This is a genomic window from Streptomyces niger (genome assembly GCF_000718305.1).
GTDB lineage: Bacteria > Actinomycetota > Actinomycetes > Streptomycetales > Streptomycetaceae > Streptomyces > Streptomyces niger.
In genome coordinates this window covers 53054-69896 of sequence record NZ_JOFQ01000007.1, presented here as the reverse complement: position 1 = coordinate 69896, position 16843 = coordinate 53054, and the positions used below count along the sequence as shown (strand labels likewise).

The window sequence follows — 16843 nt, the reverse complement described above, 5'->3', positions numbered from 1 at the left end:
GCCGCCGGCACGCCTGCGATGGCGCCCGCGCTCCCCGCGGCGGAAGGTGGAGGGAAGTACGGCTCCTCCGGCGGTCACTCCGTTTCGCCGGCGGTCGCTCCGCGTACGTCTGTGCAAAGGAGGCCGGTCATGGCTGTCGGCCACGGCCACGCCCTTCGCGGGCCTTTCCCCTCTCGTTCCCGTCGGCGCATCACGCTCGACGAGCACCTGCCCGTCGACCACCGGCTGAGCCGGTTCTACCGGTTCGGTGCCGGGTTGATGGGGCTGGTCCTCGTCGCCTTCGGCATCCTCGGCCTGATCGACCGGATCGGATTCTTCGACACCGGCGGCGACACGGTCGCGGGCCTGAACACCAACGGCGCGCTGAGCGTGCTGTCCATCGTGATCGGCCTGCTGCTCTTCGTGGGCATGGTGATCGGCGGGAACGTCGCCTCCACCCTGAACGCCGTGCTGGGCGTCGCCTTCCTGCTGAGCGGCTTCCTCAACCTGGCGATCCTGGAGACCGACTTCAACTTCCTCGCCTTCCGCCTCCAGAACGTCCTCTTCAGCTTCGTGGTCGGGCTGATGCTGCTGGTCTTCGGCATGTACGGCCGGGTCAGCGGCGGCCTGCCGCACGACAACCCGTACTGGCGCGCCCGCCACCCCGATCAGGTGTTCCGCTCCTCCCGGCTGTCCCCGCAGCAGGCCGCCCTGGTGCGGAAAGCGCGGCAGGACGGCACGCTGCCCCGTGGCGGAGCCCGTCGGAGAAAGGGAGCGTGACGGGGTCGTAGCGGCCGGCCGGAGGAGGACGTCGTGGTGGGCGAGGCACGTATCACGCGGGTCGAGGGGCGGGCGGAGCAGGAGCCGCGCCTTCGGGGGCGCGCCGGAGGCGGGATTCAGAATGGGCGGCAACAGGACCGCACGCCGCACCCACCGGGAGAATCATGGACTTCAGCACAGCGCTCCGGGCCGGGCGACTCCTCGCCGTCATCCGCGGCAAGGACCCGGAGGCCTCCTTCCGTACGGTCATGACCCTGGCCGAGGCGGGGGTGCGGCTGATCGAGGTCTCGCTCAGCGGCGCTGACGCGCTCGGCGTGATCCGGCGGGCGCGGCAGGAGCTGGGTCCCGACGCATGGCTCGGCGCGGGCACGGTCACCACCGCCGAGGACGTCGAGCGGGCCGCCGAGGCCGGCGCGAACCTGGCGGTCACGCCGGGGCTGGGCGCGGGCGTCGACGAGTGCGTACGGCGCGAGCTGCCGGTGGTGGCCGGGGTGCTGACGCCGACCGAGGTGATCGCGGCGCGGGCCGCGGGCGCGACGGCCCTGAAGCTCTTCCCGGCGTCGATCGGCGGGCCCGCGTACCTCAAAGCGCTGCGGGCGCCCTTCCCCGAGCTGCCGTTCGTGCCGGTGGGCGGGGTGGACGCGGCGGCGGCGCGCGCGTATCTGGCGGCCGGCGCGGTGGCGGTGGGCGTCGGCTCGCCGCTGATCGGGGACGCGGCGGACGGCGGCGACCTGGCCGGGCTGCGGCGCCGCGCCGCGGACTTCCTGACCGAGTGCGCGGAGGGCGCGGAGGGGCTGGCGTGAGCGGCGCGTGCACGGCTCCTGCGGTCGGGGGCACGGCTCGTGCGGTTGCGGGCACGGCTGCCGCGGTTGCGGGCACGCCCGGCGCGCACAGAGGCGTGCCGGAGGTGCTGCCCCTCGGCGAGACGATGGTGGCGCTGCGCGGCAGCGGTCCGCTGAAGCCCGGCGACCGGGAGGGCGCCCCGCCCCGCGCCGAACTGGGCATGCCGGGCGCGGCGCCGGGCACGGTGGTGCGCGGACGGGCCGGGTGGTGCGCGGACGGGTCGGGCCCCGGTACGCGGCGAGCCCTCGGTGTGCGGGAGTTGGCCTGCCCGCACGCCGGTTCGCGAGGCCCGCGCGCCGTATTCTTGGGCCATGCCCCGATACGAGTACCGCTGCCGCTCCTGTGAGACGACCTTCGAGGTCAGCCGGCCGATGGCCGAGTCCGCCGCGCCCGCGCCCTGCCCCGAGGGACATGCGGACACGGTGAAGCTGCTGTCCGCCGTGGCGGTGGGCGGTACCGCCGCCGCACCGGCCCCGAGCGGCGGCGGTGGCGGCGGCTGCTGCGGGGGCGGTTGCTGCGGCTGAGCCGCCCCGCTCCGGCTGCGTTCTCAGCGTTCCCGGGCGTCCGCCACCTCGCCCAGGAACGCCCTGACGATCTCCTCCCCCGCCGCCGCGCCGCGCTCTTCCAGCGCGGTGACGTGCGGCGCCGACCAGCCCGCCGCGGCCAGTTCGCCGTGGCCCGGACGCCAGCCGCGGTCCGCCGCGAGCAGCAGGTCGGCGTCCAGCAGGGAGTCGCCGGCCGCGACGACGCGGTCGGCGCCCGCGCGCCGCGCTGCCTCGCGGACCGCCGCGCTCTTCGTGAGCGGCTTCGGCACGGCGTAGATCTTCCGGCCCTGGACGGAGACGGCCCAGCCGCGCCCCTCGGCCCAGCCCGCGAGGTCCTTCACCCAGGTCTCCGGCAGCCGCGCGCGGTCCACGACGAGGTACGCGAAGAGGTCCTCGGCGGTCCGCTCCTTCAGCAGCCAGGATTCGTCCGCGGTACGCAGCAGGTGCGCCCGGACCTCGTCCAGCGGGGCGCACTCGGCGGCCAGCCGGGCCGTGACCGTCCGCTGCCAGTCCGGGTCGGACTCGCCGTCGACGAGGAGGTGGCCGCCGTTCGCGCACACCGCGAACCGGGGTGCGGGCCCCGGGAGACGGATGCGGCCGTACTGCTCGCGGGTGCGGGTGGTGGCCGGGACGAAGCAGGCGCCGCGGGCGGTCGCGAGGGTGGCGAGCAGCGCGGCCGCGGTCTCGGTGAGGTACGACAGCGGCTTGTGGTCGTACACCTCGACGCAGAGCAGCCGGGGCGCCTGCGCGTCGGGCCCGGTCAGGCCGAGGGCCGCGGCGGAGTAGATGAGCGTGCGGTCCAGGTCGCTGGCGACCAGCACGGACGTCGGCGATCCGGTCACTTGGCCGCCACCGCCCTGCCGTCGGCGCCGGTCGCGCCGCGGGTGTACCGCGGGTGGATCAGTCCGACGCAGCTGTACGGCAGGTCGTCGGTCTCCTCCACCGGTACGCCGCGCTGGGCGGCCAGCAGCCGGATGTGTTCGAGGTCGGCGCCCGCGCCCTTGCGCGCGAGGATCTTCCAGGGGACGCGGCGCAGCAGGACGCGGGTGGTCTCGCCGACGCCGGGCTTGACGAGGTTCACGTCGTGGATGCCGTACGTCTCGCTGATCCGTTCCACGGCGGCCCAGCCGGCCCAGGTGGGGGTGCGGTCGGCGGCGAGCAGCGCGTCGGCGTCGGCGCGGGCGTCCGCCGCGACGTCGGCGAAGCGGGCCGCGACGGTGTCGAGGAAGTGCCGGGAGACGTCGGTGTCCGCCAGGTCGCGGTAGAACTTCGCGCCGTGGAAGTCGTCCGGGCCGACCAGGTCGGCGCGGAGCACGGTGCGGGAGATCAGGCCGGAGACGGTGGAGTTCAGGCAGGCGGACGGGATCAGGAAGTCGTCGCGGGTGCCGTAGGTCTCCACGCAGCCGCCGGGGTCGGCGAGGACCGCGATCCGCGGGTCGAAGGCGGCGCCGGGGAAGTCGGCCAGGGCCTGGGCCAGTTCGCGGGTGATCGCGCCCTTGCCGGTCCAGCCGTCGACGAAGACCACGTCGGCCGGGTCGTGGTGGGCGGCGAGCCAGCGCAGCGCGGTGGTGTCGATGCCGCGGCCGCGCACGATCGATATGGCGTAGTGCGGGAGGTCCAGGCCGTGCGCGTACCGGGCCCAGCGGCGCATCAGGACGCCGACGGGGGTGCCGGCGCGGGCGAGCGAGACCAGGACCGGGCGGGGATGGGGGTCCCCCCGGCGCTTTCGGCGCTGGGGGAGCTCGGCGAGGACCGTCTCGGTGACGGCGCCGACGGCTCGGGCGATGCGGCCCGCCGAGGTCTCCAGCGCCGCGTGGAAGAGGGCCTGGTACTCCGCGCTGGGCTGGTACTCGACGGGCAGCGACTCGGCGTAGTGCGCGCCGCCGCGCTGGATGGCCTCCTCGCGCTCCTCGGTGGGTGCTTCGAGGGTGACGTCGGAGAAGTCCTGGAGCAGCCAGCCGACGTCGTCGGCGGCGTAGGAGGAGAAGGCGGGGCCGCGCAGGGGCGCCGGCATGTCGGTACGGACCTCCGTACGGGGGCGGAGCACGTCCGGCGCCGCGGGCGACGGCGGTACGTACGCGGGGACGACGCCGAGGAGCAGGCGGTCGGTGTGCGGGGCGAGGGCGGCCAGCAGGCCGTCGGGGGCGTGCAGTTCGGGGGTGTCGCCGGCCGAGTCGACGAGCGCGAGGACCGCGTCGAAGCGGCGGTCCCGGTCGGTGCCGGGCGCGACGTTGTAGGCGTACCGCTCGCCGGGGCCGTCCACCGGGCGGTCGTGGGCCGGGAAGGTGAGCCGGGTGCGGATGGCGTAGCCGGGGTGGTCGACGGCGAGCACCGGGGAGCGGGTGGTGGTGGAGAAGCGGACCTCGGCAGGCAGCGCCTCGTCCAGCGCGCCGGCCAGCCGCAGCGGCGCGTACATCAGCTCCTCGTTGCCGAGGACGAGGACGCGGGCGTCCGCCGTGCGTCCGGTCTCCCCCAGCGCCGCGGCGATCCGGGCCGCCATGTCCGGCAGCGCGGCCTCCAGGCGGGCCCGGTGGGCGGGGGTGAAGCCGTGCCGGCCGCCGTCGGGGAGGCCGGCGGGCCAGGCCAGGTCGACGCGGGTGACGCCGGCCGGTGCGGCTTCGGCCGGTGCGGCGGCACCGTCCGGCTCGTACCGCGCCACGAGCTCCTGCCCGCGCTCCAGTACCCCGTCCGGGAGCCCCACCGTGCCCGCCGCCAGGGCGACGAGGTCGACCCGTGTCCCCAGGTCGGCGGCGAACTTCTCCAGCCGGGCGCGGTCCGCCGCCGACCGCATGTCGGTGAGGGCCACGATCACGTACCGCGGGCGGGGGAAGCGGGCGTGCAGGGCGGCGACGGTGTTGAGGACCGTGCGCCCGGTGGAGAACTCGTCGTCGACCAGGACCAGCGGGCCGTCGCCGGTGAGCAGGGCGCGGTCCTCGGGCAGCAGGAGGTGCGAGGTGGCGTGGCTGTGCTCCTCCTCGAAGCCGCCGGCCTGCTCGACGCCGGCCACGGGGCGCCGGGTGGAGTGCACGTACGGGGCGAGCGCCAGGCCGTCGGCGACGCTGTGCCCGAGCCCGGTGGCGGTCTCGGCGTATCCGAGGACCACGGCACGCGCCGCCGCCTCGTCACCGAGCAGCTCACGCACCCGCCGCCCCAGGCCGTACCCCGCGTCGTACACCACCGACGGGCGCTGCGGCACGTGCTTGCCGAGTACCTGCGACACCAGCAGGTGGGCCCGCTTGGGGTTGCGCCGCAGCGCGAGCCCCACCAGGCCGGGCAGCTCGGCCGCACCGTTCAGTTCGACCCCGAGCCGCTCCGCGACCCACTCGCCGGTCCACACCACCGTGTTCTTTCCTTCCGTACCGTGCTGGTCGTTCTCGGTCCGCTGTGTCATTCGCCCGCCGCGGGCAGCCCGGCCGCCAGCAGTTCCACGAAGCTGACGCCCTCGCGCGCGACACCGAAGACCTCGGCGCGCAGCAGCGTGCGCTCCGCCCAGGCGCGGTGCGGCTTCACCTCGTTCATCTTGTTCGTGTACGCGGAGCGCAGGACGCCGCCGCCGTCGCGCTCGGGGCGCAGGATGTCGGCCGCGTCGCTGAACTCCTCGTGGCTGACGACGGAGAGCGCGTGCACCGGCGCGACGTGCGAGGGGTGGATGCAGGTCTTGCCCTGGAGGCCGTTGGCCCGGTCCAGTTCGATCTCGCGGAGCAGGCCGTCCATGGCGTGCTCGATGAGGGAGGTGCGCAGCTCCTCGGCGCGCCCCAGGAAGGGGCTCTGCCGCAGCTGGGGCTTGAACATCCGCTCGTGCAGCCGGAAGTACTCCCAGACCGGCCCGGTGACGGTGAAGCCGGTGCCGTCGGCGCGGCCGAGGACGTTGACGACGTCGGCGATGACGGAGGCGACGATCCGTACGTCGTACGCGGTCATGTCCGGCGCGCGGCGCAGGCCGTACGCGGAGCAGAAGTCCGTGACGCCGAGCCGCAGCGCGAGGACGCGGTCCCGGTAGGCGTCCACGGTGCGGGCGATGCCCTGCAGGGTCTCCGTCCGGCTCTCCAGGTGGAGCAGCTCGGGGGACTCCAGGACCGGCATGGCGAACAGCCGCTGCCCGCTGGCCGCTTCGGCCGCGGCGAGGGCCTCCAGGAAGGGGACGCCGCGCAGCGCGGTGAACTTCGGCAGCACGAATCCGGAGAGCAGCCGGACGGCCGGGCCGAGCCGCCGCACCAGGTCGGGTATCTGGTCGGGGGTGCGGACGCGGAGGAAGAGCAGGGGCAGCGGGGTGGCCGGCTCGCGGGTCACCGTTTCGGCCAGCTCATTGAACTGCCGTACGAGGTTGTCCTCGCCGGCCGACACGTCGTCGTCGCCGATGGAGTCCTCCAGGCACAGCACCATCGACACCACGCCGCGCGCCGCCTGCTTGATCACGTCGGCGGCCAGCCGCGGCCTGGTCGCGGGCGAGTAGAGGGTGGCCCCGAGGGCGACGGCGAGCAGCCGCTGCGGGGAGCCGGCGGTGAACTCCGCCGGTTCCTGGTGGAACAGCGTCGCGCGCAGGTCGGGCGACAGGTGTCCGAAATGACGCATACAACTCCCCGGGTGCGGGCGGAATTCGGCCACCCCTGTGGTTCTTTCCTCGGCTTCCGATGTCCGGATCCGGCCGGTAATCGTACGTGTGAGCCCCTGTGAAAAGTTCCCCCGCAGGTGAAAATCACGTGTCATGCGCCCGGCAAGCAGGTGCGGGACGCCGCCGTTCCCGGCGCCGGGGCGCCCCCGCGTTGTCCGTCACCCCGCTCAGCAGGCAGGATGACGCCATGACGCACGCCATGCAGAAGGGGTCGAACGTACCCCTCGACGCCACTGCCGTACGGGCCGTCCTGCGCTGGACGCCGGGCACCGGGGTGCCCGACGTGGACGCCTCGGCGCTGCTGTTGGGCCCTGAGGGGCGCGTGCGGTCGGACGCGGACTTCGTCTTCTACAACCAGCCCCGGCACCCCAGCGGCCTGGTGCGTCACCTGCCCAAGAAGCGGCTGGCCGACGCGCTGACCGACACCGTCGAGGCGGACCTCGCCGCGCTGGACCCGTCGGTGGACCGGGTGGTGCTGGCCGCGTCCTCGGACGGCGCCCCCTTCGGGCAGGTACCGGATCTGCGGGTGGAGCTCTACGACGCGGCACAGGGAGACGGCGGGCCACTGGCGGTGTTCGAGGTGGAGCCGGAGACCGGCGAGGAGACCGCGCTGATCTGCGGCGAGCTGTACCGGCGCGCGGACGCCTGGAAGTTCCGGGCGCTGGGCCAGGGCTACGACAGCGGACTGATCGGGCTGGCGACGGAGTTCGGCATCTCGGTGGACGACGGCTCGGACGCGGGGTCCGGCGCCGAGCGGCCGGCCGAGGGGGCGACGGCCGCGCCGGGGTCGGAGGACGCGACCCGCGCGGTGCCCGAGCCGCCGTCCGCCGGCCCCGAGGACGTCACGCAGGCGGTGCCGGACCCGGTGCCGTTCCCCGAGCCGGCCGCCGGGACCGCCGGGCCCACCGCGGCCTTCGCACCGCCGACGCAGTCCACCGGCGCTCCGGCGGGTGCCTACGGCTATCCGGAGAACGTGCCCCCGATGCCGCCCGGCCCGCCCGCGTACGGCTACCCGGGACCGCCCGAGCAGCCGCCGGGCCCCGCGTACGGCTACCCGGGGCCGCAGCCGGAGCAGGGCGGGCCCCGGCCCGGGTACGGCTATCCGCAGCAGCAGACCGCGGCCGGCGGATACGGCTACCCGCCGCCCGCGCCCGCCGGGCAGGCCACCGGGCCGGTGCCGGAGAACGGGCCGCTGGTGCTGCCGCCGCAGGGACCGCAGTTCCAGCGCCGCTGAGCCGCCGCCGAGGCCGGGCGCGCGCGCCGCGGGCGCCCGGTCCTCACACCTTGCTCTTGTACCCGCGGCCCCACTGCAGGCCCCAGCCGTACAGCCGGTCCAGCTCGGCCTGGAAGCCGTAGACGTACCGCACCTCGCGGCGCACGGTCAGCTCGCCCTTGACGTTCTCCAGCATGAAGACGGCGCAGGAACGGGCCTGCGGCGCGCGCTCGTCCAGGCCGATCTCCACCCGCGGTCCGCTGCTCGGATAGAGCGTGAGGATGGCGTGGGTGCGGTCGAAGGCGGGGGTGCCGTCGTAGATGTAGACGAAGATCAGCAGACGCTTGAACTCGTCCTGGTGGTCGAGGTTGATGTAGAGCGTCTCGCCGGACCCCGAGCCGAACCGGTCGTCGCCGCTGAGCTGGATGTAGGGCGGGCTGTTGAGGTCGCCGAGGAAGTTCCCCAGCGGCTGCACGACGCCCTTGGTGCCGTCCTTCAGCTCGTACATGCACGCCAGGTCGAGGTCGATCTTGACGACCGCGGGGCCCTGCGCCTGCACCACCTCGGGCTTGAAGATCTGGCCCGGGTGGCGCCAGAGGCTCTTCTTCCGGCCGCCGAACTCCGCGAAGTCGGTGGTGCGCATCTGCCAGGAGAGGTTCACCCGGAGGTTGCCGCTGGCCGCGCCCTGCTTGGTCAGCGAGACCACGGGCTCGCGTTTGGTCAGTTTGACGACGTACGACGCGCCGCCGTTGTCGAACTGCGGCGTTCCGCCGCGTCGCCAGTTTCCCAAGAACGACACTTCGCCCCACCCCTTGCCTACGGGTCCCTCGCCTCCAACTGCCGCGGGGCGGCCCCGAGGAGCCGGTGGGGCCGGAGGCGGTGCCCCCGGGCCCGGCTCTCGTGGCCGCCCCGCAGAGAAGCGTTCCTCATTCGGACGCCGGTCACACGCGGTCGCGTGTCACACTCCCGAGCTGACCTCGGATTTCGACGCCGTTCCCGCGCCCGGCTTGCCCTCCAGGCGATTCTTGCGCACCGAGGAGAAGAAGGACAGCGCGATCAGGACGACGCCGATCAGGCCCGTGATGACCTCGTGGATCTCGTACTTGATGGTGATGAGCAGGATCACGGCCAGGGCGCCGATCGCGTAGTGCGCGCCGTGCTCCAGGTAGACGTAGTCGTCCAGGGTGCCCTTGCGGACGAGGAAGACGGTCAGCGACCGGATGTACATGGCGCCGATGCCCAGACCCAGCGCCATCTCGAAGATGTCGTTGGTGACGGCGAAGGCACCGATGACGCCGTCGAAGGAGAAGGACGCGTCGATGACCTCCAGGTAGAGGAACATGAAGAACGCGGCCTTGCCCGCCAGCCCGACGGCCGCGCCGGTGCCGTTCTTCTTGGCCGGCGCGCTCTCCGCGCCGTCCTCCGCGTCGTCAGCGTCCTCCAGTTTGTCCTCGAAGTAGCCGGAGATGCCGCCGACGACGAGGTACGTGATCAGGCCGGCGACGCCGGAGAGGAGGACGGTGGCGCTCTTGTCACCGCCGCCGTGCGCCACGTCGGTGGCCACGGTCATGGCCGTGACGAGCAGGACGACCAGCGCGATGATCACCGAGAGGGTGTCGAGCTTGCCCAGCTTGCCCAGCGGCCTCTCCAGCCAGGCCAGCCACTTGTAGTCCCGCTCCTCGAAGATGAAGTCGAGGAAGATCATGAGCAGGAACATGCCACCGAAGGCCGCGATGGCCGGGTGGGCGCCCGTGACGAGGTGTTCGTACTGCGGCTTGTCGTTGATGGCGAGGTTGACGGCCTCGATGGGTCCCATCTTGGCCGTGATGGCCACGATGACGACCGGGAAGACGAGGCGCATGCCGAAGACGGCGATCAGGATGCCGACGGTCAGGAAGATCTTCTGCCAGAAGGCATTCATCTTCCGCAGGATGCCGGCGTTGATGACCGCGTTGTCGAACGAGAGTGAGATCTCCAGGATCGAGAGGATCCCGACGATCGCGAGCCCCTGCCACCCCCAGAGGACACCGGCCAAGGCCAGGCCCACCACCGTGACGGCGAAAGACCAGCCAAAGGTTTTCAGGAGCACTTCCTACCCATTCCCTCGTTGTGTGGGGTCCCCCGCGCACGGGTGGACGGCGCTTTACGAAACGTTGACCCCGGATTCTACGGCGCCGGGCCTCCGACCGGAGGGGGCGGCCCCCGCCCGACCGGAGAACCGCAGGCCCGGTACCCCGTCGGGTCAGTTCCGCACCTTCACCCCCTCAAAAACGACCAAGAAGGGTGAGATGTAGCCTGACGCCTCGGCAGGAGTGGCCTTCCCCGCGACGACGAGGACGACACCGGCGGTCAGCGCGGCGCAGTACATGAGCGCACGACTGGCGGAAGCGGGGCGTTGAGGCGGCTGCTTCGGGTTCCTGGGCATAATGAACGGACTCCCGTCCCTGGGGCGGCGAGCTTCCGGAGAGCCACCTGCCTCGTTTCCAGGCGCAGCAGGTGGCTTTCCCTTGTCCCGACCGGGGGCCACGCTGCGTGTCGCGACCCTTACGAAACGTTGACCCCGAAGTCTAGAGCGATGCCCCGCAGACCCGACGCGTACCCCTGGCCCACGGCCCGGAACTTCCACTCGCCGCCGTAGCGGTAGACCTCCCCGAAGATCATCGCCGTCTCCGTGGAGGCGTCCTCGCTGAGGTCGTAGCGGGCCAACTCGCTGCCGTCGGCCTGGTTCACCACGCGGATGAACGCGTTGCTGACCTGGCCGAAGCTCTGGCCGCGCGCATCGGCGTCATGGATCGAGACCGGGAAGACGATCTTCTCGACCTGGGCCGGCACCTTGCTCAGGTCCACCAGAATCGATTCGTCGTCGCCCTCGCCCTCACCGGTGAGGTTGTCGCCCGTGTGCTCGACGGAGCCGTCCGGGCTCTTGAGGTTGTTGTAGAAGACGAAGTACTCGTCCCCGAGCACCCGGCCGCTGCTGCACAGCAGCGCGCTGGCGTCCAGGTCGAACGGCGCGCCGGTCGTGGAGCGCGCGTCCCAGCCCAGGCCGACCATGACCTGCGTGAGATTGGGTGCGGCCTTCGAGAGGGAGACATTGCCCCCCTTGGCGAGTGTGACGCCCATGTTCTTCGCTTCCTCCCCGGTGTCGGTTCAGCTCTGCTCTCAAGCGCGCCCGGCGCCGCACTCCCCTTGAGGGGGCGTACGGCGCCGGGCCGGGTGTGCGTCCTCGGTCAGACGTTCACGCCGAAGTCCTGCGCGATGCCGCGCAGGCCCGAGGCGTAGCCCTGGCCGATGGCCCGGAACTTCCACTCCGCGCCGTTGCGGTACAGCTCGCCGAAGACCATGGCGGTCTCCGTCGAGGCGTCCTCGCTGAGGTCGTAGCGGGCCAGCTCGTTGCCGTCGGCCTGGTTCACCACGCGGATGAACGCGTTGCGGACCTGGCCGAAGCTCTGCTGGCGGGTCTCGGCGTCGTAGATCGACACCGGGAACACGATCTTGGCGACGTCGGCCGGCACGGCGGCCAGGTTCACCTTGATCTGCTCGTCGTCGCCCTCGCCCTCGCCGGTGATGTTGTCGCCGGTGTGCTCGACCGAGCCGTCCGGGCTCTTCAGGTTGTTGAAGAACACGAAGTTCTGGTCGTTCCCGACCTTGCCCTGGTCGTTGGTCAGCAGGGCGCTGGCGTCCAGGTCGAAGTCGGTACCGGTGGTGGTACGCGCGTCCCAGCCCAGACCGACGACGACCGCGGTCAGATTGGGGGCTTCCTTCGTCAGCGAGACGTTGCCGCCCTTGCTGAGGCTGACTCCCACGAGTCCTCCCAAAGAATCGAGGGGTACGTATAGCGCCCCCGTCGTGCATGGCATCAGAACAACGATTTGATCCTAGTGACCGGTTCCCACCGATTACCTGCTGTTGCCGCGGCGGGGTGCCGGGAGTTTCCTCAGAGGGTCTCGAGCGCCTTGGCGTACTCGTTCAGGTCGCGGGCGTCGGGCAGGCCGTTGACGACCGTCCAGCGGACCACGCCCTCCTTGTCGATGATGAAGGTGCCGCGCACCGCGCAGCCCTTCTCCTCGTCGAAGACGCCGTAGGCGCGGGAGGCCTCGCCGTGCGGCCAGAAGTCCGAGAGCAGCGGGTACTCCAGCCCCTCCTGCTCGGCGAAGACCCGCAGCGAGAACGGCGAGTCGTTCGAAACGGCGAGCAGCTGCACGTCGTCGTTGACGAACTTCGGCAGCTCGTCGCGCAGGGCGCACAGCTCGCCGGTGCACACGCCGGTGAAAGCGAAGGGGTAGAAGAGCAGCACGACGTTCTTCTCGCCGCGGAAGTCGGAGAGCTTGACGGTCTCCCCGTGCTGGTTCTTCAGCTCGAACTCCGGAGCCTTCGCGCCGACCTCGATCGCCATGGGTTCTGTTTCCCTTCGCAGATACTGAACAGGTACCCACCAACCCTACGGGTCGCCATCGGCGCCGATACGCGTCGAGCCCCCTCCCGGCAGCCCTTCCCCGGGCACGGAGGCGGGGGAAGGGGGCGGAAGGGGGCTCGGGACGTGCCGGCGTGACGGCTCAGCGCTTGCCGGACTTGGCGGCCTTCGGCGTCACCAGCCGGCTGCCGCTCCAGTCCTTGCCCGCGTTGATGCTCTTCGTCTGGGACAGACCCGCAGTCTGCGCGGCCTCATTGATGTCGCTCGGCTCGACGTAGCCGTCGCGTCCGGTCTTCGGCGTCAGCAGCCATACGGCGCCGCCGTCCTCGATCAGACCGATGGCGTCGACCAGCGCGTCCGTGAGGTCGCCGTCGTCTTCCCGGAACCACAGGACGACGGCGTCGGCCACATCGTCATAGTCCTCGTCGACGAGCTCCTGTCCGATCACGGCCTCGATGCCTTCACGGAGCTCCTGCTCGACGTCATCGTCGTAGCCGATCTCCTGGACCACCTGTCCGGGCTCGAACCCCAGCTTGATCGCCGGGTTGGTCCGCTCCTCCGCGTGGTCCGCGGTCGCGCTCACGGATTGCCTCCTGTCATGTCTTGTGAATAGGCCTTACACCTCGCGCGTGCGCGGGGCATTGGGCGTAGTCCACACGGGCGGGGCGAATCGCGCAAGTACCCAGCCGTCCAGACCGCCAAAACGGTGACGGATACGGCCGTCTCGCCGCAACTGCGACCCCTCCTACCCCGCCGTACGGTGATTCACGCCACAGCGTCGCGCCGACTCCGTGGGGTACTCGCGCGCGACCGGCTCGGGCGGCGGGTGCGGGACGGCGCCGGACGGTCGTTCGCCATCCGTACGGCCGGCCGTCGCGGGTGCGTGACAAGGGCGTATGGTGGCGATTTGGTCTTCCCTGGAGCGCGCCCGCCGACGGCGTCTCCCAAGGGGCGGTTACCAGCAGGTAGAGATGACGTATCCGCGTGCCTCGGTACACGATGGAAGACGGCGCGACACCAGCAGAGACAGAAATCTGACCTCGGGCTCGACATTCGTGTGCCGCACATACGCCGCACGAATGGGCAGAGCACGACACGACCAGAACAGCGAAGGAACAGCGTGGCTTCCGGATCCGATCGCAACCCGATCATCATTGGCGGCCTTCCCAGCCAGGTCCCGGACTTCGATCCTGAAGAGACCCAGGAATGGCTCGACTCGCTCGACGCAGCCGTCGATGAGCGAGGCCGGGAACGTGCCCGCTACCTCATGCTCCGCCTCATCGAGCGGGCCCGCGAGAAGCGCGTGGCCGTGCCCGAGATGCGCAGCACGGACTACGTCAACACCATCGCCACCAAGGACGAGCCGTTCTTCCCCGGCAACGAGGAAATCGAGCGCAAGGTCCTGAACGCGACCCGGTGGAACGCGGCCGTCATGGTCTCGCGCGCCCAGCGCCCCGGTATCGGCGTCGGCGGCCACATCGCCACCTTCGCCTCCTCCGCCTCCCTGTACGACGTGGGCTTCAACCACTTCTTCCGGGGCAAGGACGACGGCCGGGGCGGCGACCAGATCTTCTTCCAGGGCCACGCCTCGCCCGGCGTCTACGCCCGCGCCTACCTGCTGGACCGGCTCTCCGCCGACCAGCTGGACGCGTTCCGCCAGGAGAAGTCCAAGGCCCCGAACGGCCTGTCCAGCTACCCGCACCCCCGGCTGATGCCGGACTTCTGGGAGTTCCCGACCGTCTCGATGGGCCTCGGTCCGCTCGGCGCGATCTACCAGGCGCGGATGAACCGCTACATGGAGGCGCGCGGCATCGCCGACACCTCCGACAGTCACGTCTGGGCGTTCCTCGGCGACGGCGAGATGGACGAGCCGGAGTCGCTCGGCCAGCTGTCCATCGCCGCGCGCGAGGGCCTGGACAACCTCACCTTCGTCGTCAACTGCAACCTGCAGCGCCTGGACGGCCCGGTCCGCGGCAACGGCAAGATCATGCAGGAGCTGGAGTCGCAGTTCCGCGGCGCCGGCTGGAACGTGATCAAGCTGGTCTGGGACCGCTCCTGGGACCCGCTGCTCGCGCAGGACCGCGACGGCGTGCTGGTCAACAAGCTGAACACCACGCCGGACGGCCAGTTCCAGACGTACGCCACCGAGACCGGCGCGTACATCCGCGACCACTTCTTCGGCAGCGACCACCGGCTGCGCGCCATGGTCGAGAACATGACCGACGACCAGATCCTGCACCTGGGCCGCGGCGGTCACGACCACAAGAAGATCTACGCGGCGTACGCGGCGGCCAAGGCGCACAAGGGCCAGCCGACCGTGATCCTCGCGCAGACCGTCAAGGGCTGGACGCTCGGCCCGAACTTCGAGGGCCGCAACGCGACCCACCAGATGAAGAAGCTGACGGTCGACGACCTGAAGATGTTCCGCGACCGGCTGCGCCTGCCGATCCCGGACAAGGACCTGGAGGACGGCAACCCGCCGTACTACCACCCGGGCCGGGACTCCGAAGAGATCCAGTACATGCACGACCGCCGCAAGGAGTGCGGCGGCTACGTGCCCACCCGTGTCGTGCGCGCCAAGCCGCTGGAGCTGCCGGGCGACAAGGCGTACGCGACCGCCAAGAAGGGCTCGGGCCAGCAGAAGATCGCCACGACCATGGCGTTCGTCCGCGTGCTCAAGGACCTGATGCGGGACAAGGAGATCGGCAAGCGCTTCGTGCCGATCGCCCCGGACGAGTACCGCACCTTCGGCATGGACGCGTTCTTCCCGACCTCGAAGATCTACAACCCGCTGGGCCAGATCTACGAGTCGGTCGACCGCGAGCTGCTGCTGGCGTACAAGGAGTCGCCGACCGGCCAGATGCTGCACGACGGCATCACGGAGGCGGGCTGCACGGCCTCGCTGATCGCGGCGGGCTCGGCCTACGCCACGCACGGCGAGCCGCTGATCCCGGTCTACGTCTTCTACTCGATGTTCGGTTTCCAGCGGACCGGTGACCAGTTCTGGCAGATGGCCGACCAGCTGGCGCGCGGTTTCGTCCTGGGCGCGACCGCCGGCCGTACGACCCTGACCGGTGAGGGTCTGCAGCACGCCGACGGCCACTCCCAGCTGCTGGCCTCGACCAACCCGGCGTGCGTCGCGTACGACCCCGCGTACGGCTACGAGATCGCGCACATCGTGCGGGACGGCCTGCGCCGGATGTACGGCGAGACCGAGGACGGCCGGCCGGGCGAGGACGTCTTCTACTACCTCACCGTCTACAACGAGCCGATCGTGCACCCGGCCGAGCCGGAGGACGTGGACGTCGAGGGCATCCTCAAGGGCATCCACAAGGTCCGGCCGGCCACGGCGGGCTCCATTCCGGCGCAGATCATGGCGTCCGGCGTGGCCGTGCCGTGGGCGATCGAGGCGCAGCAGATCCTCGCCGAGGAGTGGAACGTCAAGGCGGACGTCTGGTCCGCGACCTCCTGGAACGAGCTGCGGCGCGAGGCGGTGGACGTGGAGGAGCACAACCTCCTGCACCCCGAGGAGGAGCAGCGCGTCCCGTTCGTGACGCGGAAGCTGTCCGGCTCCGAGGGCCCGTTCGTGGCCGTCTCCGACTGGATGCGTTCGGTTCCGGACCAGATCGCCCGCTGGGTGCCGGGGACGTACCAGTCCCTCGGCGCGGACGGCTTCGGCTTCGCCGACACCCGTGGCGCGGCACGCCGCTTCTTCCACATCGACGCGCAGTCGATCGTCCTCGGCGTGCTCACCGAGCTCGCCAAGGAGGGGAAGGTCGACCGCTCGGCGCTGAAGCAGGCCATCGACCGGTACCAGCTGCTGGACGTCGCGGCGGCGGAGGCCGGCGAGGCGGGCGGCGACGCGTAACCGCTCCGCGGTGGTTCTTCCGCGACGAGGGCCCGGCAGCGGTGCTGCCGGGCCCTCGCCCTTTCCGGCATGGGCCGCCGGCCCCGCTCAGCGCTCCCAGATCTTGACCGCCCGCACCTCGTACGGCGAGTCCGGCACGTAGGTGCCGCCGCCGGGATAGGTGTCGAACTCGCCGGTCTCGGCGCACTCGGCGCTCTGGTACGTGGTGACGGGCCGCCCGGTGCGGTTCACGAAGGAACGCGCGGGGTGGCCGCCGGGCAGCGGCACGCAGCTCTCGATGTCGGTGTCGGAGAGCTCGTGGGTCGTGCGCGGGCCGCCGTATCCGGCTGCCGGCCAGAGGCAGAGCTGCCCGGCGGCGCACGGGGCAGCCGCCGGGTGCGCCGCTGCCGCCGAGGTCAGGAGAACGGCCGCGCCTGCCGTGGCCGCGAGAAGGGTCGTACGCATGAGGTGTCCCCCGGTGATCGTCCGATGATCGGTCGGGCACACGCTGGCGGCCCCGGCGGTACGTGGCGAACGCACGCGGGCCCCGTCCCCCCTGATAGGGGAAAACGGGGCCCGGTGGTGGTGCGGGGCGGCGCTTCGCAGCGCGCCG

The 16843-nt window shown here is 71.6% G+C and carries 15 protein-coding genes; 5 read left to right on the top strand and 10 right to left on the bottom strand.

Annotated elements, in window-relative coordinates; genetic code table 11:
* Positions 1-129: 129 nt before the first annotated feature.
* The 3 genes from IF20_RS14610 (at position 130) to IF20_RS14600 (ending at position 2126) form a co-directional block, all read left to right on the top strand.
* Positions 130-759 carry a DUF4383 domain-containing protein gene (locus IF20_RS14610; RefSeq protein ID WP_234426656.1) on the top strand — a complete coding sequence of 210 codons (630 nt, stop codon included), beginning with the start codon at positions 130-132 and terminating at the stop codon, positions 757-759.
* Between the two features lie 164 nt (positions 760-923).
* Positions 924-1562 carry a bifunctional 4-hydroxy-2-oxoglutarate aldolase/2-dehydro-3-deoxy-phosphogluconate aldolase gene (locus tag IF20_RS14605; RefSeq protein WP_052865588.1) on the top strand — a complete coding sequence of 213 codons (639 nt, stop codon included), beginning with the start codon at positions 924-926 and terminating at the stop codon, positions 1560-1562.
* 351 nt (positions 1563-1913) lie between these two features.
* Positions 1914-2126 carry an FmdB family zinc ribbon protein gene (locus IF20_RS14600; protein WP_030618155.1) on the top strand — a complete coding sequence of 71 codons (213 nt, stop codon included), beginning with the start codon at positions 1914-1916 and terminating at the stop codon, positions 2124-2126.
* 23 nt (positions 2127-2149) lie between these two features.
* Here the strand turns inward: IF20_RS14600 and IF20_RS14595 are convergent, their stop codons facing one another.
* Genes IF20_RS14595 through IF20_RS14585 form a run of 3 tightly spaced genes read right to left on the bottom strand, consistent with a single transcriptional unit; the run spans position 2150 to position 6719 of the window.
* Positions 2150-2989: an HAD family hydrolase gene (locus IF20_RS14595; protein WP_052865587.1), complete on the bottom strand. Its 840-nt coding sequence runs from the start codon at positions 2987-2989 to the stop codon at positions 2150-2152.
* On the bottom strand, positions 2986-5538 hold the full coding sequence (locus IF20_RS14590; RefSeq protein ID WP_052865586.1) for a phosphoribosyltransferase: 2553 nt from the start codon (positions 5536-5538) through the stop codon (positions 2986-2988). The genes IF20_RS14595 and IF20_RS14590 overlap by 4 nt, the downstream gene beginning before the upstream one ends.
* Entirely contained in the window at positions 5535-6719 is a 1185-nt protein-coding gene (locus tag IF20_RS14585; RefSeq protein ID WP_052865585.1) for an HpcH/HpaI aldolase/citrate lyase family protein, read from the bottom strand. The genes IF20_RS14590 and IF20_RS14585 overlap by 4 nt, the downstream gene beginning before the upstream one ends.
* A 227-nt stretch (positions 6720-6946) precedes the next feature.
* Here IF20_RS14585 and IF20_RS14580 point away from each other — a divergent pair, with 227 nt between their 5' ends.
* Positions 6947-7993 (top strand): TerD family protein, encoded by a 1047-nt coding sequence (locus IF20_RS14580; RefSeq protein ID WP_052865584.1) that lies wholly within the window; start codon positions 6947-6949, stop codon positions 7991-7993.
* 43 nt (positions 7994-8036) lie between these two features.
* Here IF20_RS14580 and IF20_RS14575 read toward each other — a convergent pair whose 3' ends face one another.
* The 6 genes from IF20_RS14575 to IF20_RS14545 form a co-directional block, all read right to left on the bottom strand.
* A complete protein-coding gene (locus IF20_RS14575) occupies positions 8037-8771 on the bottom strand; it encodes a TerD family protein (protein WP_052865583.1) in 735 nt (244 codons plus the stop codon).
* Between the two features lie 159 nt (positions 8772-8930).
* Positions 8931-10061, bottom strand: coding sequence for a DUF475 domain-containing protein (locus IF20_RS14570; protein ID WP_052865582.1), 1131 nt, complete (start codon positions 10059-10061; stop codon positions 8931-8933).
* 455 nt (positions 10062-10516) lie between these two features.
* Positions 10517-11092, bottom strand: a complete 576-nt coding sequence (locus IF20_RS14560) for a TerD family protein (protein WP_052865580.1) — start codon at positions 11090-11092, stop codon at positions 10517-10519.
* 107 nt (positions 11093-11199) lie between these two features.
* On the bottom strand, positions 11200-11775 hold the full coding sequence (locus IF20_RS14555; protein WP_052865579.1) for a TerD family protein: 576 nt from the start codon (positions 11773-11775) through the stop codon (positions 11200-11202).
* A gap of 131 nt (positions 11776-11906) precedes the next feature.
* A complete protein-coding gene (locus tag IF20_RS14550; RefSeq protein ID WP_052865578.1) occupies positions 11907-12365 on the bottom strand; it encodes a peroxiredoxin in 459 nt (152 codons plus the stop codon).
* 160 nt (positions 12366-12525) lie between these two features.
* Positions 12526-12966 carry a DUF3052 domain-containing protein gene (locus IF20_RS14545; RefSeq protein WP_052865577.1) on the bottom strand — a complete coding sequence of 147 codons (441 nt, stop codon included), beginning with the start codon at positions 12964-12966 and terminating at the stop codon, positions 12526-12528.
* Positions 12967-13503: 537 nt separating this feature from the next.
* On the opposite strand from IF20_RS14545, the gene aceE reads away from it, so the two are divergent.
* The gene (aceE, locus tag IF20_RS14540) at positions 13504-16251 is read left to right on the top strand and encodes a pyruvate dehydrogenase (acetyl-transferring), homodimeric type (RefSeq protein WP_052865576.1); all 2748 of its coding nucleotides are present in this window, start codon (positions 13504-13506) and stop codon (positions 16249-16251) included.
* An 87-nt stretch (positions 16252-16338) separates the two neighbouring features.
* On the opposite strand, the gene IF20_RS14535 is transcribed toward aceE, so the two are convergent.
* Positions 16339-16695, bottom strand: coding sequence for a peptidase inhibitor family I36 protein (locus tag IF20_RS14535; RefSeq protein WP_052865575.1), 357 nt, complete (start codon positions 16693-16695; stop codon positions 16339-16341).
* Positions 16696-16843 lie beyond the last annotated feature (148 nt).